The sequence below is a fragment of the Pararhizobium arenae genome (assembly GCF_001931685.1).
Taxonomy (GTDB): domain Bacteria; phylum Pseudomonadota; class Alphaproteobacteria; order Rhizobiales; family Rhizobiaceae; genus Pararhizobium; species Pararhizobium arenae.
Genome location: NZ_MOOY01000001.1, coordinates 567228 through 594134 on the forward strand (window position 1 = coordinate 567228; position 26907 = coordinate 594134).

Genomic DNA, 26907 nt, shown 5'->3' on the forward strand with positions numbered 1-26907 from the left:
GGCCGGAGTGTCAGTTCGTGTCGTCACCGGTCAAGCGGCGCGACATGGGCGGCGAGATCTTCTGCAGTGAGCCCCTCGCCCAGCGACAGGGCGGTCTGCCCATGGCGCCAGACACCCGCCGCCGCCGCCTCGTAGGCCGGCATTCCGTGCGCCAGATGCGCACCGACAATACCGGCGAGCACATCGCCCGAGCCTGCGGTCGCGAGCCAAGGGGGAGCATTGGTGTTGATCGCCGCACGTCCGTCCGGGCTGGCGATCACCGTATCGGCGCCCTTGTAGATGATGACCGCGTTGCTGCGCTTGGCGGCAGCCGACGCGCGATCGATTTTCGAAAGCGTTTCGTCGTCGGAGAGGTCGGGAAAAAGACGGCGAAACTCTCCTTCATGCGGCGTCAGCACGAGCCGGGGCTCCCCGTTTGCGAAGGCTTCGAACAGCGTGTCGGGCCTGTCGCGGAAAGCGGTGATGCCGTCCGCGTCGAGGACCAGCGGTCGCTCCGAAAGCAAGCAAACGTATCGACGCGCCTTTTCCATATCCCCGAACGCCGGCCCCAGCACAAAGGCATGTATGCGGGCATCCGCCAACCAGTCCGCAAAATCCTGCGAGGTGTCGATTTCCCGCATCATAACGGCGGTCAGATGAGCCGCGCTCGCCGTCAAAGCATCGCGAACACCAGCGAGCGTGACCAGACCGGCGCCGGCTCTCAGTCCCGCTGTCGCGGCCAGTCGGGCCGCCCCTGTGGCAAGCGCTCCGCCGGAGAAGACGGCAAGATGACCGCGGGTGTATTTGTGAGACCCCGGCTCGAGCGCTTGCGCGATATCCGTCCACAGACGCGGCCCGTTTTCGTAAAGTCTGCCAGTCTCGGCGATCAAGATGCGGCGCGGTATGCCGATGTCGAAGACTTCGACCTCGCCACATAGAGCGCGCCCCGGCAACAGCAGATGGCCGGGTTTCCGAGCCATGAACGTAACCGTCACCGCAGCCTTGAAACTTTCCCCGAGCACCTCTCCGCTGCGTCCATCGACACCGGATGGCAGATCGACGGCCAGAACCGGCGTCGCGGTTGCGGAAACCCGCCGCATGATCCCCGCCACATCGGCGGACACAGGCCGTGCCAGCCCTGCGCCGAAGATGCAATCGACGACGACGTCCCCCATCTGTGGCTGATAGGTGAACAGCGGTGCGGCATTCCCGTGGAAATCGGAGAATGCCAAAGCAGCGTCCCTCTGAAGTTTCTCGGTTTTGCCAAAAGCATAAACGGCTATTTCAGCGCCGCTGTCCAACAGCGCGCGGGCAGCCACGTAACCATCGCCGCCATTGTTGCCGGGTCCGCAAAGGACGACATATCGCCGGGCGCCGGGAAAACGGCGGAGCGCGCACGCTGCGACCGCTTCACCTGCCCGTCGCATCAAGCCGTAACTGTCGATCCCCGAGGCGGCTGCGGCCTTGTCGATCGCATTCATCTGATCGGGAGTGAAGAGAGCATGGAGATGTTTCTGCGTCATCTGGAAAGCATGGCGCGCTGGCGAGACAACCACAAGCCCTCTTTTTCATCGCATGTTGCGCAAATTTTATGCATTTGCATATATTTACCGCGTCTCCTTACACCAATTCGGCAGGGTCCCCATGCTTGTTTCGCAAGCACTAGTCGTTGCTATTAAAAAATCACAAAAAATAGGCAAAAGCGCGTGATTATTCCCGATAAAGACGTATGATCAGCGCGTTGGAGGAGGATTTGGCGCGAATTGGCGCATCATTTTCCATATCTGGCATATAAAATGCATATCGTCGGCGGAGCGGGATAAGCCTGCTACAACGGGAGAAGCGGAGAGACATTTTCTCATGAAAAAGATCGAAGCGATCATTAAGCCTTTCAAACTGGATGAAGTTAAGGAAGCGCTTCAAGAGGTCGGGTTGCAAGGTATCACCGTCACTGAGGCAAAGGGCTTTGGCCGCCAGAAGGGACACACGGAGCTCTATCGCGGCGCGGAATACGTCGTCGATTTTCTCCCGAAGGTTAAGGTTGAGGTCGTTCTGGCCGACGAAAATGCGGATGCCGTGATCGAGGCGATCCGCAACGCTGCTCAGACCGGTCGCATCGGCGACGGAAAGATCTTCGTTTCCAACGTGGAAGAAGTTATCCGAATCCGCACGGGCGAAACCGGCATTGATGCCATCTAGCCGCCGGGCCTTCCTGGACCTGGTCGAGACCTCGTCATATCAAAAAAGGACTACCTAACATGACGACCGCAAGTGACATCCTCAAGCAAATCAAGGAAAACGACGTCAAGTTCGTCGACCTGCGCTTCACGGACCCCAAGGGCAAGCTGCATCATGTGACGATGGACATCTCCTGTGTCGACGAAGACATGTTCGCCGATGGCGTCATGTTCGACGGTTCCTCGATCGGTGGCTGGAAGGCCATCAACGAATCCGACATGGTGCTGATGCCGGACCCGGCGACGGTCCACATGGACCCGTTCTTCGCGCAGTCCACCATGGTCATCGTCTGCGACATTCTCGATCCGGTATCGGGCGAAGCCTACAATCGCGACCCGCGCGGCACGGCGAAAAAGGCGGAAGCCTATCTGAAGGCATCCGGCATCGGTGACACCGTGTTCGTTGGCCCGGAGCCGGAATTCTTCGTCTTCGACGACGTCAAGTACAAGGCCGATCCCTACAACACCGGCTTCAAGCTCGATAGTTCGGAACTGCCGTCTAACGACGACACCGACTACGAGACCGGCAACCTCGGCCATCGCCCGCGCGTCAAGGGCGGCTACTTCCCGGTTCCGCCGATCGATTCGTGCCAGGACATGCGCTCCGAGATGCTGACGGTCCTGTCGGAAATGGGCGTCGTCGTTGAAAAGCAGCACCACGAAGTGGCTGCGGCCCAGCACGAACTCGGCGTCAAGTTCGACACCCTCGTTCGCAACGCCGACAAGATCCAGATCTACAAATACGTTGTGCATCAGGTCGCCAATGCCTATGGCAAGACGGCAACCTTCATGCCGAAGCCGATCTTCGGCGACAACGGTTCGGGCATGCACGTTCACCAGTCGATCTGGAAAGACGGCAAGCCGACCTTCGCCGGCGACGAATATGCCGGCCTGTCGGAAACGTGCCTCTATTACATCGGCGGCATCATCAAGCACGCCAAGGCGATCAACGCCTTCACCAACCCGACGACGAACTCCTACAAGCGTCTCGTCCCGGGTTATGAAGCGCCGGTCCTGCTTGCCTACTCCGCCCGCAACCGCTCGGCCTCCTGCCGCATTCCGTTCGGCACGGGTCCGAAGTCGAAGCGCGTCGAAGTTCGCTTCCCCGATCCGCTGGCAAACCCGTATCTCGGCTTTGCCGCCATGCTGATGGCCGGCCTCGACGGCATCAAGAACAAGATCCATCCCGGCAAGGCCATGGACAAGGATCTCTACGACCTGCCGCCGAAGGAGCTGAAGAAAATCCCGACCGTTTGCGGCTCGCTGCGCGAAGCCCTGGAAAACCTCGACAGGGATCGCAAGTTCCTGACGGCCGGCGGTGTGTTCGACGACGACCAGATCGATGCCTATATCGAACTGAAGATGATCGAGGTGATGCGCTTCGAAATGACCCCGCACCCGGTCGAGTTCGACATGTACTACTCGGCGTAAGGCGGTCAGCCGACATTTAATCGGCACTAGACTGAATAGCCCGGCCTCTCGCGAGACCGGGCTTTTTCAATGGCTTTGATAATTTTACGGCTGCTCGAGGCGCTGTTTGAGAAGGTTCAGATACTCCTCGTTGCCGTCAGGTTCCGTTTGCTGGGCGGGAGCCGTGCAGCTCGCCTTGTAATCGAGCGCCATACCCGCCTTGACGCAGACGCCGACCTGCCATCCCGGCGGCAAGGCCGTGAGATCGACAGTCTTCCATTTCGGATGGCCGGTTTGCTTGAGGCGGTCGAGATTGTTGATGACCAGGTTGGAAAAATCGGAAACGGCCTTGCAGCTCTCGCGCTGGTAGGCGTTGCGTTTGATATCGTAGTCGTAGGTCATCATCACCGCCTTGACGGCGATCAGATCGACAGGCTCCTCCTGGAAACCATAGGTCCCGGCCTCGATGCGAGCCTTCGTATAGGTCGCGAGCAACGGTGCCTGGGTGATCGGCAGCAGATGGAACTTCGCCCCATCGATAGTGTCTCCGGCGAAAAGCGATGCCGGCGCACCAGCGACATAGAAGAACGCGTCGAGCTCTCCTGAAAGCAATTTCGGCAGTGCCGCGTCTGGATTGAGCGGCAGTTTCTCCGCGGGCTCGACCTGCAATATGTCGAGCACGAGGGACGCCGTGAGGAAGGTGCCGCTGTCCTTCACGCCGACGGCAACCTTCTTTCCGGCAAGCGCCTTGACGTCCGCGATTTCGCGGCGGGCCAGTATATGGATTTCCTCGTCGTAGAGCGGGAACATGATGCGCACGCCCTTCACCGCCTGCTGCACTTCCGGATCGTTTGCCTCGAACGTCTTGAGGTATTCCAGCACATCGCTCTGCACGATACCGAACTGGGTGTTGCGCCGGTTGCGAACGCCGACGAAGTTTTCGAGGGAGCCTGCGCTCTCACGCACGTTCAGCGTCAGGCCGCAGGTATTGCTAAGCCCGGCGATATCCCTGCCGATCTGGATATAGGTCCCCTGCGCTCCACCGGTCATGATGTTCTTCTCAAATTCGGCGGCGTGAACCGGACTGCCGCCCGTCGCCATGGCCAACAGGAAAAGAACAAGAATTTGCCGGGGAAAACGCATCTCTGTCTCCATGATCTGCCGCGCCGCGGCGTCAGCAATCGCTCTTCAGTTCACGCATCAGGTTTCGCATCACGATCAGCGGAACCCTGTCGAACACACCGTCCAGTGCGTCGGTCACACAGGCACCGGAGGAAAGCTCGTCTTGCAGCTGCCGGCGTCTTTGATCATCGAGCGCGTTGAGACCCGGCTGACTATCAAGCAAGGCGGCGATCTGAGCCCCATCGCGGGGCGGACGGCCCGTGCCATCGGTCGGCGGCTGCTTCGCCGGCTCGGCTTGCATGGGTTGCGGGCGAGTTTCCGCTTTCGCGTCGGGTGTCGCAAGCCGAAGCTCCAGCGCCGCGACCCTTGCCCTTTGTGTTGCAATCTCCCGCTCCAGCCCGGGAATGCGTTCTTTTTGAAGCGTTTCGAGTTTTTCCTCGGCAGCTTCCGCCCTGGCCTGCGCCGCAATCAGCAAAGACTGCGCGCGAGCCTGCGCATCGCCGCGTTGACCGCTCTCGACGCGCAGTTGCTCCGCTTCGCTGGCGAGCGCGTCGACCTTTGCCCGTAGGCCGGCAATGATGTCGGCGTCTCGGCGAGCCGCGCCTCGCGCGGTCTGTAGGTCCGATGCAAGCCGAGCCTTTTCCTGCGCGTTCGTGGCGCCATCTGCTTTCAGGGCATCCAGCTGCCTCTCAAGATCGGTGATTGTCGCATCCCGCTTGTCGAGCAGTCGGTTAAGTTTCGGCACTTCGTTCAGCTGAAGATTGGCATAGTCCTGTTCCAGTTCGCCCGCCCACTGTCCCGCGTTGCGCTTCAGTGCCTCAATGTCCGCGGCGAGTTTCGTGCGATCAGTTTCAGCTTTCGCGAGCTTGTCGGCAAGTTCGGCATTCGCCGTATTCAGACCTGCAATTTCAGCCTGCAGATTTTGGCGGACGAACCAGCCGTAGACGCCGGCGCCGATCATCAGAAGGCAAAGCAGGGCTGCGAGCACGAAGCCGGCAGAGGAACCGCCTTGCGTCAGCTGCGTGTTTCTACCCCATCGATTGCTCATGCCTTATCCGTCGCAGCAGAAATCCCATATGATGGGTACGCCGAAACGGCAGATGTGGCAACCTGTCGGGCACGTGCCGACGATCGAAGCCAGCTATTGATGTTCGCGCAAAATTCCCCACATAATGTAGTGGAAAGGAACCGAACATGATGAAGCAAAGAGACGCAAAATTTCAGATCGGCCAGGTGGTACGCCATCGCGTGTTTCCGTTCCGTGGCGTCATTTTCGACGTCGATCCGGAATATGCAAACACTGAAGAGTGGTGGAATGCGATACCGGCCGAAATTCGTCCTTCAAAGGATCAGCCGTTCTATCACCTGTTGGCGGAGAACGACGAGACCGAATATGTCGCTTATGTCTCGGAACAGAACCTGGTTTCCGACGACAGCGGAACGCCCGTTCGCCACTCCCAGGTGAACGCGTTCTTCGATCCGAAAAGCGTTGGCCTGTACACTCCCAAGGCTGTCCAACGCCATTGATTGCGACACCAAGACGGTAAAAAGGGCCCGGCAGCGCTGCTGTCGGGCCCTTCTTCATTCAATCCGCAATTTCGCGGCAGATCAGTTCTGCTTGGCAGCCTTCTGGGCTTCCTCAAGCTTCTTGCGGGCGTCCTCGGCCTTCTTCTGCATTTCTTCCTGCAGCAGGCGCTGACGCTCTTCAAGCTTCGACTGCTCGATCGGCTCGCCGTCATAAACGCCGGTGAAACCGGAAAGCGAAAGCTTGATCGGGTTTGGCGCGCGCTGGAAGTTTACGGAGGTGAAGACCACTTCGCCACCCTTCTTGAGGCTTGCGAGAACCGCGTCGCTCAGAGGAACTTCGGCGACGCACTTGTCAGGCATGCAAACGGCGTAATCGAGCTTGGAACCCTTGCCGCCATCGATCTGCATCTGGATGCCCGGCGGAATCATACGCGCGGAAGGAACGGAAACCTGCAGGATCTTGCGGTTCACCTTGCCCTGGACGTTGATGAGACCGACCGCCGTGATCAACTGACCGTTATTGGCGGTCAGAAGGTTCTGGACGATGCAGACATCATTGTCTTCCTGCTTGGTGCAAACCTTGAACCATCCCTGCGGGCGGCTGGCATTTGCCTGCTGGGCTACGGAAACGGCCGGTGTCGCGGCAACGGCAACGGCACCCGCAAATGCCGCCAGCGCAGCCTTTTTCGTGAAGTTTGACTTGAAGATCATGGCGATATCCGTCTCCTGAATTCCGGTCGTTGAGCGATCCTGGCCGCTCGGTCATCTCTGGTCATTCGCCCGCTCTCCTGTTGGGAAAATAAGGCAATTGCATGACCCTTGTCTCAGGACACACCTGTTACAATGCAAGTGATCCGATATCCAGTCTTTCCTTCATGAAATTGCCCGATGAAGAGCGGAAATTGAACGTGCCAGCAATTGGAAAAGCGCGGTTACGTGCTAGTTTGCCGTGAATCACATGGCATGTTGCGGCGGGAGGTGACCTTTGCGCGCTTTGGTTTTTGGCTTGTTTTCTCTGGCGGCATCCCTTGCTGCGACGGCTCCCGCAATGGCGGAGCCGGTCCACGCCATCTCGATGCACGGCCAGCCTGCGCTGCCAGCCGATTTCAAGAATTTCCCCTACGCGAACCCGAATGTGAAGAAAGGCGGCAAGGTCGCCTACGGGGTGGTAGGTACCTTCGACAGTCTCAATCCCTTCATTCTGAAAAGCATGCGCACCACCGCGCGCGGCATGCTTGACCCGGAATATGGCAACCTCGTTTACGATTCGCTGATGCAGCGTTCCCGCGACGAGCCGTTCTCGCTTTATCCGCTTCTTGCCGAAACCGTCGAATGGGATGACGACCGCACTTTCATCCAGTTCAATATCAATCCCAGGGCGAAATGGGCAGACGGGCAGCCGGTGACGCCGGAAGACGTGATTTTCACGTTCGAACTGTTCCGCGACAAGGGCCGCGTGCCGTTCAGCACCCGTATGGCCAAGGTCGCCAAGCTGGAAAAGGTTGGCGATCGGAGTGTGCGCTTTACCTTCAACGACGAAGCCGACCGCGAATTTCCGCTGCTGATCGCGATGACGCCGATCCTGCCGAAACACGCCACGGATGTCGCGACCTTCGATCAGACGTCGTTGAAATTCCCTTTGGGTTCCGGGCCCTATCAGGTCGCGGAGGTGAAGGCCGGCGAACGGATCGTCTACAAGCGCAACCCGGATTACTGGGCAAAGGATCTGCCCTCCAAGGTTGGCTTCGACAACTACGACCAGATTTCGGTCGAGTATTTCCTACAGGAAAATTCGCTGTTCGAAGCCTTCAAGAAGGGCGAAGTCGATATCTATGCGGAAGGCAGCCCGACCAAATGGGCACGCAGCTATAATTTCCCGGCGGTTCAGTCCGGTGACGTCGTCAAGGATGAATTCACCCCGAAAACGCCATCGGGCATGCTTGGTTTCGTCTTCAACACCCGCAAGCCGATCTTCGCCGACGCCAAGCTGCGTCAGGGCCTCGCCATGGCGTTCGATTTCGAGTGGGTGAACAAAAACCTGTTCGACAATGCCTATACGCGCACGCAAAGCTTCTGGCAGAACTCCAATCTCTCCTACCTCGACAAGCCCGCCGATGACCGCGAACTCGCCCTGCTCGGAGACATCAGAAACCGTATCAATCCCAAGGTACTGGACGGCACATACCGCCTTCCCGTAACCGATGCGACCGGCAGGGATCGAAACGTGCTGCGGGAAGCCGTAACGCTGCTGCGTGAGGCCGGTTATTCGATCAAGGACGGAAAAATGCTGGATGCCAAGGGCACAGCGCTATCCTTCGAAATCATGACGCAGAACGAGGGACAGGAAAAGCTGGCGCTGGCCTACCAGCGCTTTCTTACGGCACTGGGCATTTCAGCGTCCGTGCGCACGGTCGACGATTCGCAGTACCAGCAGCGCAGCCAGTCATTCGACTACGATGTGATCATCAAATCCTTCCCGTCGTCCCTGTCACCAGGCATCGAGCAGGTCGGCCGCTGGACATCTACGGCTCGGGATCGTCAGGGAAGCGACAACTTTGCCGGCGTGGCCGACACGGACGTCGATACACTGGTCAACAATATCCTGCAGGCAAGAACGGTCGAGGACTTCACGGCCGCAGTCCGCGCCCATGACCGGATGCTGGTGTCGAATTTCTACCTCGTCCCGCTTTACCATATCTCCGCCCAGTGGGTTGCACGCCAGAAGCATATCGGGCGCCCCGACACAAACCCCTTGTACGGCTATCAGTTGCCCGCGTGGTGGGATGCCCGCGTTCAATAGGTGCATGCCTTGGTTGGTATACTCCAGGTAACGCATTGAACGCCGGTCGATGATCTCCTATGTCGGCTGTTCCGGAACGCTGAAGGAAGGAACACCCGGCATGGAACATATCGTCGTGGACGTCGTATCGGATGTCGTGTGCCCCTGGTGCTTTCTCGGCAAGGCGCGGTTGGAGCGGGCGATCGATCAGGTCTCCGGCGAGATGCTCGTGACGGTCAACTGGCGCCCCTATCAGCTCAATCCCGATCTTCCGCCGGAAGGCGTCGATCATAAGGCGCATCTCGCTGCAAAGCTTGGTGGCGCGGCGGCTGTTGCGCAGGCCCATGGGCGGCTGGCGGAGCTTGGCCTCCAGGACGGCATCGCCTTCGATTTCGATGCGGTCAAGATCAGCCCCAACACGCTGGATGCCCATCGGCTGCTTCGCTGGGCTGGCAATGAAGGTCGTCAGAACGAGGTCGCCAACGCCCTCTTCAGCGCCTACTTTGAAGAAGGGCGCAATGTTGGCGATCCAAACGTGCTTCGAGATATCGCTGCGAAGAATGGCCTCGATGCCGCTGTGATCGACGTGCTGCTCGCCTCCGATGCGGACAAGCAAGCAATCGGCGAAGAAATCTCAATGGCTCAGGATATGGGCGTCAGCGGCGTCCCCTGTTTCATCATCGACAGCAAATACGCTGTTATGGGTGCGCAGTCCGTCGAAGTGTTGGCGAACGCATTTCGCGAGATTGCGGCGATGAAGGACCCGAAACAGGTCAATTAAGCAAGGCTGAAGCGCTTAGACCACCCGCCCCCGGTCACTGTCCGGCATGTCGGTTTTACCCCAGTCCTCCACCGGCTCGCCCTCGAATCAACGCCGAGGGCGAGGATCGTGCATGTTTCAAGTCTCCTTGGCCAAGGCGGCAAGCTGCGTCATCACGACGGCGGCGCCTGAAAGACGCTTTTCCGGTGTCGGGAAATCCCGCTGCAGGAACAGGCTCTGATCCGGCCTGATCTTCGCCAGCGTGCCCTGCTTGGCGATATAGCCGACAAGTGCGGCCGGGTTCGGGAATTCGCGGTTGCGGAACTGCACCACGACACCCTTGGGACCGGCATCGAGCTTTTCGACATTGGCGGTTCGGCACAGCGACTTGATGTAGACGATCTTCAACAGATGCTGCACTTCGAGCGGCAGCGGCCCGAAACGATCGATCAGTTCGGCGCCGAAGGCATCGATTTCCGAGAGTTCCGTGATCTCGCCCAGACGACGATAGAGGCCGAGACGCAGGTGCAGGTCAGGCACGTATTCGTCGGGTATCATGACCGGCGTGCCGACCGAAATCTGCGGCGACCAGCCGGTGTCGATGATCTCTTCCTCGCCCTTCAGTTCGGCAACGGCCTCTTCGAGCATCTGCTGGTAAAGCTCGAAGCCGACCTCCTTGATATGGCCGGACTGCTCGTCGCCAAGCAGGTTCCCGGCGCCACGAATATCGAGATCGTGGCTGGCGAGCTGGAAGCCTGCGCCCAGCGTGTCAAGCGACTGGAGAACTTTCAGGCGGCGCTCCGCGGTGCCCGTCAGCTTCTTGTTCACCGGAAGCGTGAACAGCGCGAAGGCCCTCACCTTCGAGCGCCCGACACGGCCGCGCAGCTGGTAGAGTTGCGCCAGCCCGAACATATCGGCGCGATGCACAATCAGCGTGTTGGCGGTCGGAACATCAAGGCCCGATTCCACGATCGTGGTGGAGAGCAAGACGTCGTAACGGCCCTCATAGAAGGCGTTCATGATGTCTTCCAGCTCCGTTGCCGGCATCTGGCCGTGAGCGACGGCAACCTTGAGCTCCGGCACGCTCGACTGGAGGAATTCATGAATTTCGGAGAGATCGCTGAGACGCGGGCAGACATAGAAACTTTGCCCGCCGCGATAGTGCTCGCGCATCAGCGTCTCGCGGATCACCAGGGCATCAAACGGCGAAATAAAGGTGCGCACGGCCATGCGGTCCACGGGCGGCGTGGTGATCAGCGAAAGTTCGCGCACACCCGTCAGCGCCAGTTGGAGCGTTCGGGGAATCGGCGTGGCCGAGAGTGTCAGCACATGTATATCGGATTTGAGCTCCTTCAGCCGCTCCTTGTGCTTGACGCCGAAATGCTGCTCCTCGTCAATTATGAGAAGGCCGAGATTGGCAAACTTGATCGAACTGCCGAGCAGTGCATGGGTGCCGACGACGATGTCGGTCTTGCCGTCGGCGACTTCCTTCTTCGTCAACGCCAGCTCCTTGGAGCCGACAAGGCGGGATGCCTGCGCGATGCGAACGGGTAGCCCGCGGAAACGCTCGGAGAACGAACGGAAATGCTGGCGGGCGAGCAATGTGGTCGGAACCACCACGGCCACCTGAACACCGTTCATCGCCGCCACGAAAGCCGCGCGCAGGGCCACTTCCGTCTTGCCGAAGCCGACGTCGCCGCACACGAGGCGATCCATGGGCCGCCCCGCCCCGAGATCGTCGCGGACGGCTTCGATGGAGTTCAGCTGATCCTCGGTTTCCTCGTAGGGGAAACGGGCAGCGAACTCGTCGTAGAGCCCTTCCGGCGTTGTCAGCACAGGTGCCCGGCGTGTCAGGCGCTCGGCGGCGATGCGGATGAGACCGCCCGCCATATCCAAGAGCCGCTTCTTGAGTTTCGCCTTGCGGGCCTGCCAGGCGACGCCTCCCAGCTTGTCGAGAACCGCATCGGTTCCTTCCGAGCCATAGCGCGAAAGAAGATCGATGTTTTCGACCGGCAGGAACAGCTTGGCGTCATCGGCATATACAAGTTCCAGGCAGGCGTGTGGAGCGCCTGCCGCCTCGATCGTTCGCAGCCCGACGAAGCGCCCGATGCCGTGTTCGGCGTGAACGACGATGCTGCCCTCGTCGAGGCCGGCGACTTCGGCGATGAAATCGGCGCCGCGGCGGCGACGCTTGGAGCGGCGCACCATGCGGTCGCCGAGGATATCCTGTTCGCCGATAACGACGAGATTACCGGTCTCGAAACCGCTTTCGAGGCTGAGCACACCGGAAGCCGCTTCGCCCGGCTTCAGCTTCATCACCTCGGAGAGCTTGGTCACGGGCTGAATATTTCCAAGCCCATGCTCCGAGAGAACCTGAAGCAATCGATCCAGCGAGCCTTCGGACCACGCGGAAATCAGGACCTTCGCACCCTTCGAGCGGCGATCGGCGATGTACTTCACCGCCTGATCAAAGACGTTGACGCGCTCGTTGTCCGGCGTTGCTTCCGTTGCGTTCTTCGCCCAGCGCACCCCAAGCCGCGCATCGATGGTCACAACCTGACGGGCTTCTCCGTCATGCTCGACAAAAGGCGACAGCCGCACGGCCTGCCGGGAGATCAAGGCGGCGTTGAACGACTCGGCACTGAGATACAGCATCTCCGGCGGAACGGGCTTGTATGGCGTCCCCTGCGAAATCGCTGTCTTGCTAGGCGTCGCAGATTCCTGGCGGGCTTCGTAGTAATCCTGAATGAGCTTGCTGCGCTCCGCTGCCGCCTCGCGTGCAACGTGGTCTGTCACGATGCGAAAGCCGCCGAGATAGTCGAAGACGGTTTCAAGCCCGTCGTAGAACAGGGGCAGCCAGTGCTCCATGCCGGCATAGCGCCGGCCTTCCGAAACTGCCTGATAAAGGGCGTCGTCCCGCGTTGCCGCGCCAAACAGCGACAGGTAGCCGGTGCGGAAATGGCTGATGGTTTCAGGCGTCAGCGACACCTCGCTCATAGGGCTGAGGTCGAGCGACTTCGCCTGTCCGGTCGTGCGCTGGCTTGCGGGATCGAAGGAGCGGATCGTCTCCAGTGTGTCGCCAAAGAAATCAAGGCGGACGGGCTGCTCGCTGCCGGGCACGAAAACATCGAGAATACCGCCGCGCACCGCGAATTCCCCGACTTCTCGAACGGTCGGCACCCGGTCGAAACCATTTCGCTCCAGACGCGCGGCGATATCGTTCATGCGCACGACATTGCCAGGGCGGGCCGAGAATCCGAGGCCTTCGATAACCGACTGCGGCGCCATCTTTTGGAGGGCCGCATTGACGCTGACGAGAACGATAGCTGCATGGGGCTTCTGGGCATGAGCGATCAACCCGCTCAGCGCCGATAGACGACGTGCGGAAATATCCGTGCTTGGGGAAACGCGGTCGTAAGGCAGGCAGTCCCAACCCGGCAGGCTCAAAACTGGGATATCCGGCGCAACGAAGCCCAGCATCTGCTCGAGATCGGCCATCCGCTGACCATCGGAGAGGATATAGGCGACGGGGCCGTTGCTGCGGGCGATTTCAGAAAGGATAATCGGCTCGATACCGGAGGGAACCGGCCCGATCGTCAACTCGCGTGTTGCCGAGGCAATTTTCTTCGGGTCAAAGCCTGCAATGATCGACATCAGTCTGCCTGACCCAGACGACGGTCTTCGAAATCCGGTCGATAGGCCGCGATCCGCTCAAACATGGGGGTGCGAAAACGCTCCGGCAGAGGGTGTTCACCGGTGATCCACTTCACCAGATCAGTGTCCTCTTCGGCCATGATCGTTTCGAGTTCGTCGAGCGCTTCCTCCGGCAGATCGGCAAGCTCCGTCTCGGCAAACTGGCCGAGAACAAGGTCCATCTCGCGAATGCCGCGATGCCAGCAGCGAAAAAGTATGCGGCGGCGGCGCGGGTCGAGGTCGGCGCTGGTGCGCGAAATGCCAGTCATGGGCCAAGTCCTTCTTGCCGCAGCGTCGGTAAACATGGAGTGACGCCGACGGTTCCGTGAGGCTCTATAAACACTGAAAAGGCGATTGTCAGCCTTGCCAAAGACCGATTCCTCGTTTCAGTCTCCTGCCATGCGTCCTCTCCTGCTCGATCCCCTGTTTGCGCCGCTCGATACGCTTTCCGGCATTGGCCCGAAAGCCGGTGAACTTTATGCGCGCCTGCTCGGTCGCGAGAGCATTGAGGAGTGCCGGATCGTCGATCTTGTTTTTCACGCGCCTTATAGCCTGATCGATCGCCGCCAGCAGCCGGGGATAGCAAATGCTCCCCAAGGGGCGATCGTCACGATCAAGGCGCGGGTGGATCGCCACCATCCGCCGCCACCGGGGCGAAACAACAATCCCTATCGTGTGTTCCTCCACGACGACACCGGCGAACTTGCGCTGACCTTCTTCCGGGTTAAGGGAAACTGGCTCGAAAAGGCCCTGCCGGTCGATGAAACCGTCATCGTCAGCGGCAAGGTGGACTGGTTCAACGGCCGCCCCTCGATGGTACATCCCGATTACATGGTGCGCGAATCGGAGGCTGAAAATCTGCCGCTGGTCGAACCGGTCTACAGCCTGACGGCCGGCCTTTCCGCGCGCTTGCTACGCAAGCAGATTGAAGCTTCTCTCCAGCGCGTGCCCGCCTTCCCGGAATGGCAGGACGCCGCCCTGACGGCAAAGCAAGGCTTCGCATCGGCCCATGAGGCCTTCCTGCAGCTGCATGAACCGAGGGACGCGGCGGATATCGATCCGCAGGCGCCGGCACGCCGGCGCCTTGCCTATGACGAGTTCCTGGCCGGCCAGCTCTCTCTTGCCCTTGTACGCCAACGCCTGCGCAAGGTCGCGGGCACGCCGGTTCATGCCACGGGCCGACTTAGTCGCCCTGTTCTCGATGCCCTGCCCTTTTCGCTGACAGGCAGCCAATCCGCAGCCATCAAGGACGTTCTTGCGGATATGGCGGGCGACAAGCGCATGCTTCGGCTGCTGCAGGGCGACGTTGGCTCCGGCAAGACCGCGGTCGCGCTGATGTCGATGCTGGCGGCGGTGGAATCCGGCGGTCAGGCCGTGCTGATGGCCCCGACGGAAATCCTTGCACGCCAGCATTTTGCGACCCTCTCTAAAATGGCCGCCCCTGCCGGCTTGACGATCGATTTGGTGACCGGGCGGACAAAGGGCCGTGAGCGCGACGCGATCCAGGAGCGGATTGCCTCCGGCGAAACCCACATCGTCATCGGCACCCACGCCCTGTTTCAGGACAGTGTCATCTACAGCAACCTGCTGCTCGCCGTCGTCGACGAGCAGCATCGCTTCGGCGTGCACCAGCGCCTGCGGCTGACCGCAAAGGGCATCTCGCCCCATATGCTGGTCATGACCGCGACACCCATTCCCCGGACGCTGGTCCTTGCCGCCTTCGGCGATATGGATGTTTCCAAGCTCACGGAAAAACCTGCGGGCCGCAAACCCATACAGACCGTGACCATCCCGGATGAGCGTGTCGGTGATATCGTCGAACGCCTGCGGGCTGCCGTTGCCGAGGACAAGAAGGCCTATTGGATCTGCCCGCTGGTTGAGGAGTCCGAGAATTCGGACCTCATGTCCGCTGACGAACGCTTCCAGATACTGAAAAGCAGCGTCGGCCCCCGAATTGGTCTCGTGCATGGGCGCATGAACGGTGCGGAAAAGGATGCCGTCATGCTCGCCTTTAAGAACGGCGAGATCAGGGTTCTCGTGGCAACGACCGTTGTCGAGGTCGGCGTAGATGTCCCGGACGCGACGATCATGGTGATCGAGCATGCGGAACGCTTCGGGCTTGCTCAGTTGCATCAGTTGCGAGGACGGGTCGGACGGGGCGACGAGGCATCGACCTGCATCCTGCTCTACAAGGGGCCGCTCAGCGAGAGCGGTCGTGCCCGCCTTTCCATCCTGCGCGATACCGAAGACGGCTTCCTCATTGCTGAAGAAGACCTGCGCTTGCGCGGCGAAGGCGAGCTTCTGGGCACCCGTCAGTCAGGCACGCCCGGTTTCCGCATCGCAAGCCTCGACGCCCACGGCGATCTTCTGGAGATCGCCCGCAAGGATGCGGCCTATATTCTGGAAAAAGACCCGGAATTGACGTCGGAGCGCGGCCAGGCATTGCGCACCCTGCTCTATCTCTACCGACGTGACGAAGCGATCCGCTTTCTCAGGGCCGGTTGAGGAAGCGCCGCGTCCTGGGCTGTTCCGAAAGCTCGGACTGGAGCGATGCCGGCAACTGCTCGGGGACAACGAGACCGCCGGAGATCAGCATCTTGGCCGCATCTTCGGCGCTCATGTCGAGCAGCACGATCTTCTCGCGCGGAACGAAAATCAGAAACCCGGCGGTTGGAACCGGTGTCGGCGGCAGGAACACCGCCACCATATCCAATCCGCGATCGCGGAATTTCACAGCCAGTTCTCCCTTCGCATCCGTCGCCACGAAGACCAGCGACCAAAGGCCGGGGCTCGGATATTCAATCAGCCCGGCTTTCTTGAAGGAGTTTGACTGGTCTTGAAGCACTGTCTGAAAAATCTGCTTCAAGCCTTTGTAAATCGTACGAACAAGCGGTGTACGGGAGAGCAGCGACTCGCCGAAATTGACGATGCTGCGACCGATCAGATTAGCTGCGAAAAAGCCGACCAGGGTAATCAGCATCAAAGCCGTCAGAAGCCCGAAGCCCGGAACCGGATAAGGCAGGAAGTTATCGGGATTATAGTCGAAGGGCAGATAGGGTTTGACCCAGCTGTCAGCCCACAGGATAAACGACCAGGTGATGTAGACGGTGATGGCAAGCGGCGCACAGATGATCAGCCCGGTCAGGAAATAGTTCCTCAACCGGGTAGCCAGAAATCCGCGGGCCGGCTTGTCCGTCATGCTGCTTCCGCTAACTCGTGCCGCCATAGAAGGCCGGGTGATACCGCACCATGCCGGACGCCGGAGCGGAGGACAAGGGCAGCGCAAGAAAATATTGCGGCGCACAATCCTTGAGTATCAACAGGGGATCGGCACGAAAACCAAAACGTTCATAAAATTGCGGATTTCCCGCAAGAACGCAGCCGGCGGCACCGTTTTCACGCAACCATCCAAGCCCCTTTTCCATCAGGGCGGCGCCTATACCCCTGCCCTGATATTCCGGCAAAACGGATATCGGACCGAGGCCAAACCAGCCGGTGACACCGTTTTCGATCGTGACTGGCGAGAGCGCAACATGACCGATCACATTCCCGACTTGCTCGGCAACGAATGAAGCCGAAAGCGCGCCTGCGTGCCGCAGCCGGTCGATGATCGCCGGCTCGCTGCCGTCGCTATGGGGATGACCGTCGAACGCGGTCGCGGTCACGGCGCGGATCGTCGCTTGATCGCCTTCCCGCTCCGGCCGAATGATCACTCGACGGTTACCGACTTTGCAAGGTTGCGCGGCTGGTCGACATCCGTGCCCAGGAAGACCGCCGTATGGTAGGCAAGCAACTGGATCGGCAGCGAGAAGATCATCGGTGCGATGATTTCATCCACATTGGGAAGAACGATCGTGCTCATCGTTTCGAGCTTGGAGGCGGCGGCTCCCTTCTCGTCGGTGATGAAGATGATCCGGCCGCCGCGGGCCGCGACCTCCTGCATGTTCGAAACCGTCTTCTCAAAGAAACGGTCATGCGGGGCGATAACGATGACCGGCATGTTCTCGTCGATCAAGGCGATCGGGCCATGCTTCAGTTCGCCCGCCGCGTAGCCTTCGGCATGGATGTAAGAGATTTCCTTGAGCTTCAGCGCGCCTTCCATAGCAAGCGGAAAACTGGTGCCGCGGCCGAGGTAGAGCACATCGCGGCATTTCGACAGTTCGCGGGCCAGGCTTTCCATTTTCGGCTGGATGCTGTTCAAAACAGACGACATGATACGCGGCATTTCGGCGAGATGCCGGACAAGCCGCTTCTCTTCCTCAGGCGAAACCGTTCCCCGTGCCCGACCGGCGCCGATCGCAAGAGCGGCAAGCACCGATAGCTGGCAAGTGAACGCCTTCGTCGAGGCAACGCCGATTTCAGGGCCTGCCATGATCGGAAACACGGCGTCCGATTCCCGCGCAATCGTCGATTCCCTGACGTTGACGACGGCGCCGATCTGCAGGCCTTCGTCTTTGCAGTAGCGCAGCGAAGCCAGCGTGTCGGCGGTCTCGCCTGATTGCGAAATGAACAGCGCAGCCGCATCCTTGGACAGCGGGATCTCGCGATAGCGGAATTCCGATGCCACATCGGCCTCGACCGGCAGGCGGGCGTAGCGCTCGAACCAATACTTGCCAATCAGCCCGGCGAGATAGGCCGTGCCGCAGGCGGACATGGCAAGGCTGGTTACCTTGGTGAAATCAATTCCCACGGCGCTGGCATCGATCCGGTTTTCGATCAGATCGACGTAGTGACCGAGCGCATGGGAGATGACCTCCGGCTGCTCGTAAATTTCCTTTTCCATGAAATGGCGGTGATTGCCCTTGTCGACCATGTAGGCGGCAGCCGACGAGATCTGGACCGGACGCTCGACCGGGTTGCCGTCAAGATCGAAAATATGGGCTGTCTTGCGACCGATAATCGCCCAATCACCGTCCTGCAGATAAGCGATCCTGTTGGTGAAGGGCGACAGTGCAATGGCATCCGATCCAAGGAACATCTCGCCGTCCCCATAGCCGATGGCCAGCGGGGGGCCGGACCGTGCAGCCATGATCGTCGATGGGTCATCGCTGAAGATGACGGCAAGGGCGTAAGCGCCGGTCACCCGGCGAAGCATTTCATGCATCGCCTCGCGACGACCGAGACCGTCCCGGCGATACTTTGCCAGAAGCTGGGCAACGACTTCCGTATCCGTTTGCGTCGCGAACGTCGCGCCACCGTCGATCAGTTCGTCCTTGATCTCGGAAAAATTCTCGATGATGCCGTTGTGTACGACCGCAACGCCATCGGTGAAATGCGGATGGGCGTTGTTCTCGGTCGGGGCGCCATGGGTCGCCCAGCGCGTGTGGGCGATACCGATATTGCCAGCCAGAGGCTCGGCTTGGAGCCTGGTTTCGAGGTTGAACAGCTTACCTTCGGCCCTGCGACGCTCAAGCTTGCCGTCCAGAACGGTGGCGACGCCTGCGGAATCATAGCCGCGATATTCAAGCCGCTTCAGAGCGTCCACCAATCGTTCAGCGACCGGACGTTCCCCGACGATGCCTACGATACCGCACATGCACAGATCTCCTTCTCAGGCAGCCCCCCAAGGCTGCTGCGCTGTTACCTACCCGATTTGTGCGAATGCACAATCGGAGCGGATTTCACTTTCAGTTTCAGATTTTAACGTCACAAGCGACGTCATTTTCCGGCCTGCTTTTTTGCGGCTTTCTCTGCCAGGTATTTTTCCCGCAAGAGCTTTGCCCGACCAGGCTTTATCGTCTGATGGGCACGACCGAATGCGACGGCGTCAGCCGGAACGTCCTGTGTAATTACGCTTCCCGAGGCGACCAGTGCGCCGTCGCCAACCGTGACCGGAGCAACCAACGCGGAGTTTGAGCCGATAAAGGCATTTGCACCGATAGTGGTGACATGCTTGTTCACGCCATCATAATTGCAGGTGATGGTGCCGGCCCCGATATTTGTTTTCTCACCGACAAAGGCGTCGCCGATATAGGACAGGTGATTGACCTTTGCACCGGCGCCGATCTCGGCCTTCTTGACCTCGCAGAAATTGCCCACCTTGGCTTCGGCCCCCAGATTTGCGCCGGGTCGCAAGCGCGCGTATGGCCCGACAGCCGCTTCCCTGCCGACGACGGCACCTTCAAGATGGGAAAACGCGTGGATCACCGCGCCGCTTTCTATGGTGACCCCCGGGCCGAAAACGACATTCGGCTCGATCAAGACATCCTGGGCGATAACCGTATCGAAGGCAAGGAACACGGTTTCGGGGGCGATCATCGACACGCCGGCGAGCATCATCTCGTTGCGCCGCCGGCGTTGCCAGACGGCCTCGATGATCGCAAGTTCGGCGCGATTGTTGCAGCCCATGAGCTCGGCTTCAGGCGCAGCAACTGCGATTGCCTGACCGCCCTGCGCATTGGCGACCTCGACGATATCGGTCAGATAGTATTCGCCCTTGGCGTTGGAATTGCCGATCTGTTCGAGAAGCGAGAGCGCCTTGCGGCCGTTGATCGCCATCAGGCCGCCATTGCAATAGGTGATGTTCTTCTCTTCGTCGCTCGCGTCCTTTTCCTCACGGATCGCGACAAGAGCGCCGTCGCGGATGACGAGGCGGCCGTAACCGAACGGCGCTTGCGTTTCGAACCCGATCACGACGATATCGTTGCCGGCGGCCAGCCCTTTGCGGGCGGCCTTCAAGGGATCTGCCGTGATCAGCGGCGTATCGCCGAAAACGACGAGAATATCGTCAAAACCTTCAGCAATCGCCTGACGCGCCGCCAGAACCGCATGAGCCGTCCCCAGGCGCTCCGTCTGCAGATAGCTCGATACTGTCATGTCGCCGCGGCGAGCCGCCTTCTCGACCGCCTCCGCATCACGCCCGAGAACGAGAGCGGCCGATGCTATGTCGGCCTGCGAAAGAGCCTCCATGACATGCGCGATCATCGGACGGCCGCCGACGGGATGCAGCACCTTGGACATCGATGATTTCATGCGCGTGCTTTCGCCCGCCGCAAGCACGATCGCCAGACATGAACGCTCCATGTCGTTTCTCCTTATTGTCACTGCCCGGAGGCCTGCGCCGAGCCGGATCTGATTGCCGGGTTCCATAGCAGGAAGAGATTGCGAGAACCATAATTCTTGCCAGATGCCATCGTGTTAACCCGGCTAAAACCCCTTCCTGCAATAACGTTTCGATACCGATCACATCCAGCGGCGCAATCAACGCGCCGTATGCTGCGATGCCGAACCGGGCCTCACGCGGCGCGCAAGGAGATGATAATGCAGGTTTCGACGGTTGTTTCGCCGGTTGCCGAGCAGAAAAGCGGCTTGAAAAGCATAGTTTTCAGCCCGACATTCTTTTTGATTGCCGTTACGTTCGTGCTTCTGCCGCTGGCACTCGTCAAGACGATCCCGATCCCGCTTGGAGCGATGTTCTGGGATCAGTATCTCTACATCGACGCCGCGAATCGCATCGCCGATGGACAGGTACCGGCGATCGATTTTTTCGCACCCGTCGGTGCACTCGGATATTATCTGTTTGCAGGCTGGCTGAAAATTTTCCCCGAGGGGGCGATTCTTCTTCTTGCGAGCTGGTCGCTGCTCGCAGTCACCGCGCCGTCGCTCGCGCTGGTGCTGTATTGTGTTCAGAAGCGATCGCGGGCGACGGCCTGGGCCTTGCTCCTGCCCTTTCTGCTTTTTTCGATCCTGCCGTTCAACACAGCGGAATTTTATCCGTTTCCGGGGACAGACGGTTTCGGTATCTACAACCGGCAGATATGCCAGCTGCTTTATGTGCTGGCAGCCGCATTGTGTTTCCTGCGCGCGCCGGCTCTTCTCGGTATCGTCGTCACGCTCACGATGCTGGCGCTGCTTTTCGTAAAAGTCACCGGCGTCGTATCCGGCGTGCTTCTGTGCCTGATGGCCTTTGCCGCGGGGCGGCTGCCTCTGCGAGTCGCTATCGCCGCCGGCCTTGCCTTTTTCCTGTCGATCGGCCTCATCGAGATAACGACAGGCGTCGTGTCGGCCTATGCGGAAGACATGATCGCACTCTTGGTGATGAACGATACCAGCCTTCTGCCGCGCCTGCTGCAGGGTGCATCGATCAATTTCGGGATTATGGCAAGTGCCGCGGGATTGGCCGTAGTCCTTCTCGTGAGCGACCGGCATAAACTCGCGACGGATTGGAAGCGCTTCCGCAACGCCCCCGGCTTCGCCTCCGCAGCGCAGCTTCTTGACCAGAATTGGCTTTGGCTTGCCGTTTTTCTTCTTGCCGGCCTGCTTTTCGAGAGCCAGAACACGGGCAGCCAGGCCTTTATCTTCCTGTGGCCACTCATTCTCTCGATCCTGATACGCAAGCATCGCGAGGATGGCACATCGACCGGTCTGATGGTGGCCGGCATCCTCGCTCTGGCGGCCATGCTGCCGCCCGTGGTCGAGATAACCCAGAGAGCAGCGCGTTCGGCTGTCGGCAGCGTCAACGACATCGTGCTCCAGCACCGGAACCTGAAGACGCTCGGAACGATATCGTTGCGTCCCGTCTTTGCCACCCGTGCAGAGCGCATGCACCCCAACTACATTGCCCACCGCGAGACCTATGAAGAAATCGTCCGCAACGGTGAGCTCCCGGCCAACCTGCTCTACAGCGACTTTGATTTCTTCTGGCTCTGGATGCAGACGATGGATGACGCGATCGATGCGATCAAAGCCTATGAAGCGGATCACGGCATGCGTTTCGACACCATCATGTCCATCGACTTCTCCAATCCCTTCCCTTGGTTGATGGATCGTCGCGCTCCCCATGCGATCGCCATCGGTGCCGATCCTTTCCGCGCGGTGCCGCCGCCGGACGACAAGGTTGCTGCGGCCGTCGCCGCTGTCGACCTCGCCTTGCTCCCGACTTGCCCGCCGACGACGGCGCGCTGGTCGCTGCTCGGTCTTTACGAACCCTTCCTGAAGCAGGGGCACACGCGCATCAAGCTGACGTCCTGCTACGACGCCTTCGTGCGCGATGCGCTGGTCAACAAACAGTGACCCGGAATACTTGCAGGCCGTTTCGCCGACTTTAGCGGCGCAACGGCCGTTTTTTTTAGGCTTTGCGAGACTTCTCATCCGTCCGGCTTTGTTCTAAGGAACGGGACCACCCGTCATCCGGCGGTCACGAAATGCCATGAGGTACGCAATCCGATGCTCGAAACCCTGAGAAACGCTTCCAAGTCCTGGCTCTTCAAAGGCTTGTTGATCCTGTTAGTGGTCTCCTTCGGCGTCTGGGGCGCAGGCACCTCGATCGTGAACACCGGCTCGGATACCGTGGTTGCGGTTGGCGATGTCAAGGTTTCTCCCGCCGAGTTTCGCCTGGCGTATGAGCGCCAGATCGCCCAGCTTTCCCGCCAGTTCGGCACGCGGCTGACGCGCGAGCAGGCTCGCGCCTTCGGCGTCGAAGCGCAGGTTTATTCGCAGCTGGTCGCGGGTGCGACGCTCGATCAGCTATCACAGAATATGAGCCTCGGCCTCTCGCAGGACCGGCTGGCCCAGTTGATTGCCGATGATCCGGCGTTCCATGGCGTCAACGGCCAGTTCGACCGGCTGACGTTCTCCAGCGTCCTGCGCAATGCCGGCCTGCGCGAACAGGATTACATCAACAATCGCGGCCAGGTTGCGATCCGCTCGCAGATCGTCGAGGCCCTGTCGGATGGCTACACCGCCCCGCAAATCCTGACGGATGCATTGCGCCAGTACCGCAATGAGGCACGCGATATCGAGTATCTCCTGCTTTCGAACGCCAACATCGACCCCATTAAGGCGCCTGCCGACGAGGTTCTTGCTCCGTGGTTTGAAACCCATAAGGCCGAGTACCGCGCACCGGAGTTCCGCCGCATCGCCTACGTAAAGCTTGAGCCCTCGGATATCGCCGACCCGAAGACCGTGACGGAAGACGAGATCCGGGCTGATTACGAGCGCCGCAAGGACAGCTTCACAACCCCGGAAACGCGCACCATCGAACAGTTGACGTTCCCGTCGCGCGAAGCAGCGGATGCAGCCGCCGCAAAGCTTGCCGCCGGCACGTCCTTCGATGATCTGATCGCCGAACAGGGCAAGACAGCAAGCGATGTTCTTCTCGGTGACTTCACGCGCGACAGCGTGCCGGATGCGAAAATCGGCGAGGCCGCTTTCGCCGCAACGCTGGACGGTAGCGTCACCCCCGTCATCGACGGCGCCTTCGGACCGGTGATCGTGCGCGTCAGCAACATCAAGCCCGAAACGGTTCGCAGCTACGACGACGTCAAGGAAGAACTGCGCCAGGAAATTGCGCTGTCGAACGCCGCCAATGAAATCATGGCCATTCACGACAAGTTCGAGGATGCCCGCGTTTCCGGCGCCAGCATGAAGGAAGCCGCCGACGGATCAGGCCTCAAGCTCGTTGTCATCAACGCGGTCGATGCACGCGGAAACGACGTCGACGGCGAGCCGGTTGCAGGCATTCCGGAAGCCAAGACGCTGCTCGAAGAGGCCTTCAAGGCGGACGTGGGAGGAGAAACCCTGCCCATCAATTTGGGTCGCGAAGGCTATGTCTGGTTCGATGTCGAAGAAATCACGCCAGCGCGCGACCGTACGCTTGATGAAGCCCGCGAACGGGTGGTCGCTGACTGGACGGCCGAACAGCAACGCAAGGCGCTGGCCGCAAAAGCTGAAGAGCTGAAGGCGCGTGTCCAGAAGGGGGAAACGCTGGCGGCCATCGCCGCCGATCTCGGCATTGCGGTCGAGACAAAGACCGGCCTGCGCCGCTCCTCCGACGATGCCGCGCTGAGCCCTGCCGCCGTAACGGCCGCCTTCAGTGGGCCGGAAGGCACCGTTGCGAACGCGGCCGGCGTCGGCGGAGAAGGCCAGATCCTTCTCAAGGTCGTCGCCGTAAACGAAAACAACATGGTCGACGCCCTGGACAACCAGGATCGCCAGATCGAAGCTGTGGCGCAAGCGAGCGGTGACGATATTCTGGACCAGCTGGTCGCCCAATTGCAGACCGGTTACGGCGTGTCGATCAATCAGCAACTCGCCGAAACGTCGCTGAACCAGTAATGACAAGGATGCCTAAATGCCGGATATGAAGCCTTTTATCGCGAAGGCAGCCGCGGGCGAAGCGCTTGATCGAGCCGACGCCCGCGCCGCGTTCGAGATCATCATGTCCGGTGAGGCAACCCCATCGCAGATCGGTGGCTTTCTGATGGCCCTGCGCGTCAGGGGGGAAACCGTCGATGAGATCGTCGGTGCCGTCGGCGCCATGCGCGCGCGGATGCTGACAGTCAACGCACCGGCAGACGCGATCGATATCGTCGGAACCGGTGGCGATGGTGCCGGTACCTACAATATCTCGACACTTGCCGCCCTGATCGTCGCAGGCGCGGGCGTTCCCGTCGCCAAGCACGGCAACCGCGCGCTGAGCTCCAAATCGGGCACCGCCGATGCCCTCTCCTGCCTTGGCGTCCGGCTGGATATCGGCCCTGATGAGATTTCCCGCAGTATCGCGGAAGCGGGGCTCGGCTTCATGTTCGCCCAGCAGCATCATTCCGCCATGCGCCATGTCGGACCGACGCGGGTCGAGCTTGGCACGCGCACGATCTTCAATCTGCTGGGCCCGCTTTCCAACCCCGCAGGCGTCAAACGCCAGCTCGTCGGCGTCTTCGCGCCGCGTTGGGTAGTACCGGTGGCGGAAGTGCTTCGCGACCTCGGTTCCGCAAGCGTCTGGGTCGTACACGGCGACGGGCTTGACGAGATCACCACCACGGGCTCGACGCAGGTTGCAGAGCTGAAAGACGGCGAAATCCGGACCTTTGAACTGACGCCTGACGATTTCGGTCTGCCGACGGTCGATCTCTCTGCTCTGAAGGGGGGAGACGGCGCGCACAACGCAGTTGCCCTGCGCGGCGTTCTCGAAGGTGACGCGACGCCTTACCGCGACATTTCCCTTGCCAACGCGGCGGCGTCACTGGTGATTGCCGGCCGTGCTGCCGATCTCAAAGAAGGCATGGACATTGCGCGCCAGTCGCTCTCCAGCGGAAGCGCCAGGGAGACCTTGGACAAACTTGTCACTTCCACCAACCGCGTGACGGGAGATGCGCCGTGACCGATATTCTGCACAAGATCGAGCTTTACAAGCGAGAAGAGATCGCGGCTTCGAAGACCAAGGTCTCGCTTGCAGACCTGCGCGCCATGCAGGCCGATCAGGAATCGCCGCGCGGCTTCATGGCGGCATTGCGCGCCAAGCAGGCCGATGGTCTTTTCGGCCTGATCGCCGAGATCAAGAAGGCCAGCCCGTCTAAGGGCCTCATCCGCGAGGATTTCGATCCGCCGAGCCTCGCGAAGGCCTACGAAGCCGGCGGTGCCGCCTGCCTTTCGGTCTTGACCGATACGCCGAGTTTTCAAGGCCAGCCAGCCTTTCTGACGGCAGCACGCGCGGCCTGCTCGCTGCCTGCGCTCCGCAAAGACTTCATGTTCGACACCTACCAGGTTCAGGAAGCCCGCGCCTGGGGCGCCGATTGCATCCTGCTGATCATGGCGTCTCTGAACGACGACGATGCACGACGCCTGGAACACGAGGCTTTCGCGCTGGGGATGGATGTTCTCATCGAAGTGCACGACGAGCAGGAGATGGAGCGCGCCCTGAAGCTTTCCTCGAAACTCGTCGGCATCAACAACCGGAACCTGAAGACGTTCGAAGTCGATATCGCGTTGTCTGAAAAGCTTGCGCCGCTTGTTCCCGAAGACCGGCTGCTTGTGGCCGAAAGCGGCATCTTTACCCATGCCGAATGCCTGAGGCTGCGCGATTGCGGCATCAACACCTTCCTCGTTGGCGAAAGCCTGATGCGCAAGGACGATGTGACAGCTGCGACCCGTTCGCTGCTGACCGGTTCCTCGCCCGTGATGGCTGCGGAATGACGATGCCCCCCTCGCTCACCCATGTCGATGCCAGCGGAACCGCCGGAATGGTCGATGTCGGGGACAAGCAGGAGACTGTCCGTATCGCCGTGGCGGAAGGCCATGTGCGGATGAAGGCGGAGACGCTTGATCTTATCCTGGCCGGAAATGCGAAGAAGGGCGACGTGATTGCGACGGCGCGCCTCGCGGGCATCATGGCCGCCAAACAGACTGCAAACCTCATTCCGCTCTGCCACCCGCTTATGCTGAGCAAGGTTTCTGTCGAGATCAGTCCCGATCCGCAGTTGCCCGGCCTGCGCGTCGAGAGTATGGCGAAGCTGACGGGGCGCACGGGTGTCGAGATGGAAGCCCTGACCGCGGCAAGCGTCGCGTGCCTGACGATTTATGACATGGCGAAGGCCGCCGACCGGGAAATGGAAATCGGCGGCATTCGGCTGGTGCGAAAATCTGGCGGTCGATCCGGCGATTTCGAGCGTACGGACGCCTGA

21 protein-coding genes are annotated in these 26907 nt (G+C 60.3%); 11 read left to right on the top strand and 10 right to left on the bottom strand.

Features of this window, described 5'->3' with window-relative positions:
• Positions 1-23: 23 nt before the first annotated feature.
• Positions 24-1502 (bottom strand): bifunctional ADP-dependent NAD(P)H-hydrate dehydratase/NAD(P)H-hydrate epimerase, encoded by a 1479-nt coding sequence (locus BLX89_RS02830; RefSeq protein ID WP_075289256.1) that lies wholly within the window; start codon positions 1500-1502, stop codon positions 24-26.
• A gap of 337 nt (positions 1503-1839) precedes the next feature.
• On the opposite strand from BLX89_RS02830, the gene BLX89_RS02835 reads away from it, so the two are divergent.
• Together BLX89_RS02835 and glnA are read left to right on the top strand one after the other, a co-directional pair.
• Positions 1840-2178: a P-II family nitrogen regulator gene (locus BLX89_RS02835; RefSeq protein WP_056326314.1), complete on the top strand. Its 339-nt coding sequence runs from the start codon at positions 1840-1842 to the stop codon at positions 2176-2178.
• A 59-nt stretch (positions 2179-2237) separates the two neighbouring features.
• Positions 2238-3647 (top strand): type I glutamate--ammonia ligase, encoded by a 1410-nt coding sequence (glnA, locus tag BLX89_RS02840; protein WP_075289097.1) that lies wholly within the window; start codon positions 2238-2240, stop codon positions 3645-3647.
• Between the two features lie 84 nt (positions 3648-3731).
• On the opposite strand, the gene BLX89_RS02845 is transcribed toward glnA, so the two are convergent.
• Entirely contained in the window at positions 3732-4769 is a 1038-nt protein-coding gene (locus BLX89_RS02845) for a TAXI family TRAP transporter solute-binding subunit (protein WP_075289098.1), read from the bottom strand.
• 31 nt (positions 4770-4800) lie between these two features.
• Positions 4801-5796: a hypothetical protein gene (locus tag BLX89_RS02850; RefSeq protein ID WP_075289099.1), complete on the bottom strand. Its 996-nt coding sequence runs from the start codon at positions 5794-5796 to the stop codon at positions 4801-4803.
• A gap of 149 nt (positions 5797-5945) precedes the next feature.
• On the opposite strand from BLX89_RS02850, the gene hspQ reads away from it, so the two are divergent.
• Entirely contained in the window at positions 5946-6275 is a 330-nt protein-coding gene (gene hspQ / locus BLX89_RS02855; RefSeq protein WP_075289257.1) for a heat shock protein HspQ, read from the top strand.
• Positions 6276-6356: 81 nt separating this feature from the next.
• Here hspQ and BLX89_RS02860 read toward each other — a convergent pair whose 3' ends face one another.
• Entirely contained in the window at positions 6357-6986 is a 630-nt protein-coding gene (locus BLX89_RS02860) for an invasion associated locus B family protein (protein ID WP_075289100.1), read from the bottom strand.
• Positions 6987-7260: 274 nt separating this feature from the next.
• Here BLX89_RS02860 and BLX89_RS02865 point away from each other — a divergent pair, with 274 nt between their 5' ends.
• Complete coding sequence (locus BLX89_RS02865) at positions 7261-9075, top strand: extracellular solute-binding protein (RefSeq protein WP_075289101.1); 1815 nt, start codon at positions 7261-7263, stop codon at positions 9073-9075.
• A 100-nt stretch (positions 9076-9175) separates the two neighbouring features.
• Positions 9176-9835 carry a DsbA family oxidoreductase gene (locus BLX89_RS02870; protein ID WP_075289258.1) on the top strand — a complete coding sequence of 220 codons (660 nt, stop codon included), beginning with the start codon at positions 9176-9178 and terminating at the stop codon, positions 9833-9835.
• A 117-nt stretch (positions 9836-9952) separates the two neighbouring features.
• On the opposite strand, the gene mfd is transcribed toward BLX89_RS02870, so the two are convergent.
• Entirely contained in the window at positions 9953-13468 is a 3516-nt protein-coding gene (gene mfd / locus BLX89_RS02875) for a transcription-repair coupling factor (protein WP_075289102.1), read from the bottom strand.
• Positions 13468-13776, bottom strand: a complete 309-nt coding sequence (locus BLX89_RS02880; RefSeq protein WP_075289103.1) for a succinate dehydrogenase assembly factor 2 — start codon at positions 13774-13776, stop codon at positions 13468-13470. The genes mfd and BLX89_RS02880 overlap by 1 nt, the downstream gene beginning before the upstream one ends.
• Positions 13777-13906: 130 nt before the next feature.
• On the opposite strand from BLX89_RS02880, the gene recG reads away from it, so the two are divergent.
• Positions 13907-16012, top strand: a complete 2106-nt coding sequence (recG, locus tag BLX89_RS02885) for an ATP-dependent DNA helicase RecG (RefSeq protein ID WP_075289259.1) — start codon at positions 13907-13909, stop codon at positions 16010-16012.
• On the opposite strand, the gene BLX89_RS02890 is transcribed toward recG, so the two are convergent.
• The 4 genes from BLX89_RS02890 to glmU all read right to left on the bottom strand — a co-directional run bounded on the left by BLX89_RS02890 (position 15999) and on the right by glmU (position 20530).
• Positions 15999-16706, bottom strand: a complete 708-nt coding sequence (locus tag BLX89_RS02890; RefSeq protein WP_075289104.1) for a DUF502 domain-containing protein — start codon at positions 16704-16706, stop codon at positions 15999-16001. The genes recG and BLX89_RS02890 overlap by 14 nt on opposite strands.
• 10 nt (positions 16707-16716) lie before the next feature.
• Entirely contained in the window at positions 16717-17220 is a 504-nt protein-coding gene (locus BLX89_RS02895; protein WP_075289105.1) for a GNAT family N-acetyltransferase, read from the bottom strand.
• A complete protein-coding gene (gene glmS / locus BLX89_RS02900) occupies positions 17217-19043 on the bottom strand; it encodes a glutamine--fructose-6-phosphate transaminase (isomerizing) (protein ID WP_075289106.1) in 1827 nt (608 codons plus the stop codon). Before glmS ends, BLX89_RS02895 begins: the two co-directional genes overlap by 4 nt.
• A gap of 122 nt (positions 19044-19165) precedes the next feature.
• On the bottom strand, positions 19166-20530 hold the full coding sequence (gene glmU, locus BLX89_RS02905) for a bifunctional UDP-N-acetylglucosamine diphosphorylase/glucosamine-1-phosphate N-acetyltransferase GlmU (RefSeq protein WP_075289107.1): 1365 nt from the start codon (positions 20528-20530) through the stop codon (positions 19166-19168).
• 237 nt (positions 20531-20767) lie between these two features.
• Between glmU and BLX89_RS02910 the strand changes: the two genes are divergently transcribed.
• The 5 genes from BLX89_RS02910 (at position 20768) to moaC (ending at position 26907) form a co-directional block, all read left to right on the top strand.
• Positions 20768-22519, top strand: coding sequence for a hypothetical protein (locus BLX89_RS02910; protein ID WP_083637304.1), 1752 nt, complete (start codon positions 20768-20770; stop codon positions 22517-22519).
• A 153-nt stretch (positions 22520-22672) separates the two neighbouring features.
• On the top strand, positions 22673-24562 hold the full coding sequence (locus BLX89_RS02915) for a peptidylprolyl isomerase (RefSeq protein ID WP_075289109.1): 1890 nt from the start codon (positions 22673-22675) through the stop codon (positions 24560-24562).
• Between the two features lie 16 nt (positions 24563-24578).
• Positions 24579-25607 carry an anthranilate phosphoribosyltransferase gene (gene trpD / locus BLX89_RS02920; protein WP_075289110.1) on the top strand — a complete coding sequence of 343 codons (1029 nt, stop codon included), beginning with the start codon at positions 24579-24581 and terminating at the stop codon, positions 25605-25607.
• Positions 25604-26419: an indole-3-glycerol phosphate synthase TrpC gene (trpC, locus tag BLX89_RS02925; protein WP_075289111.1), complete on the top strand. Its 816-nt coding sequence runs from the start codon at positions 25604-25606 to the stop codon at positions 26417-26419. Before trpD ends, trpC begins: the two co-directional genes overlap by 4 nt.
• Entirely contained in the window at positions 26416-26907 is a 492-nt protein-coding gene (gene moaC, locus BLX89_RS02930; RefSeq protein WP_075289112.1) for a cyclic pyranopterin monophosphate synthase MoaC, read from the top strand. The genes trpC and moaC overlap by 4 nt, the downstream gene beginning before the upstream one ends.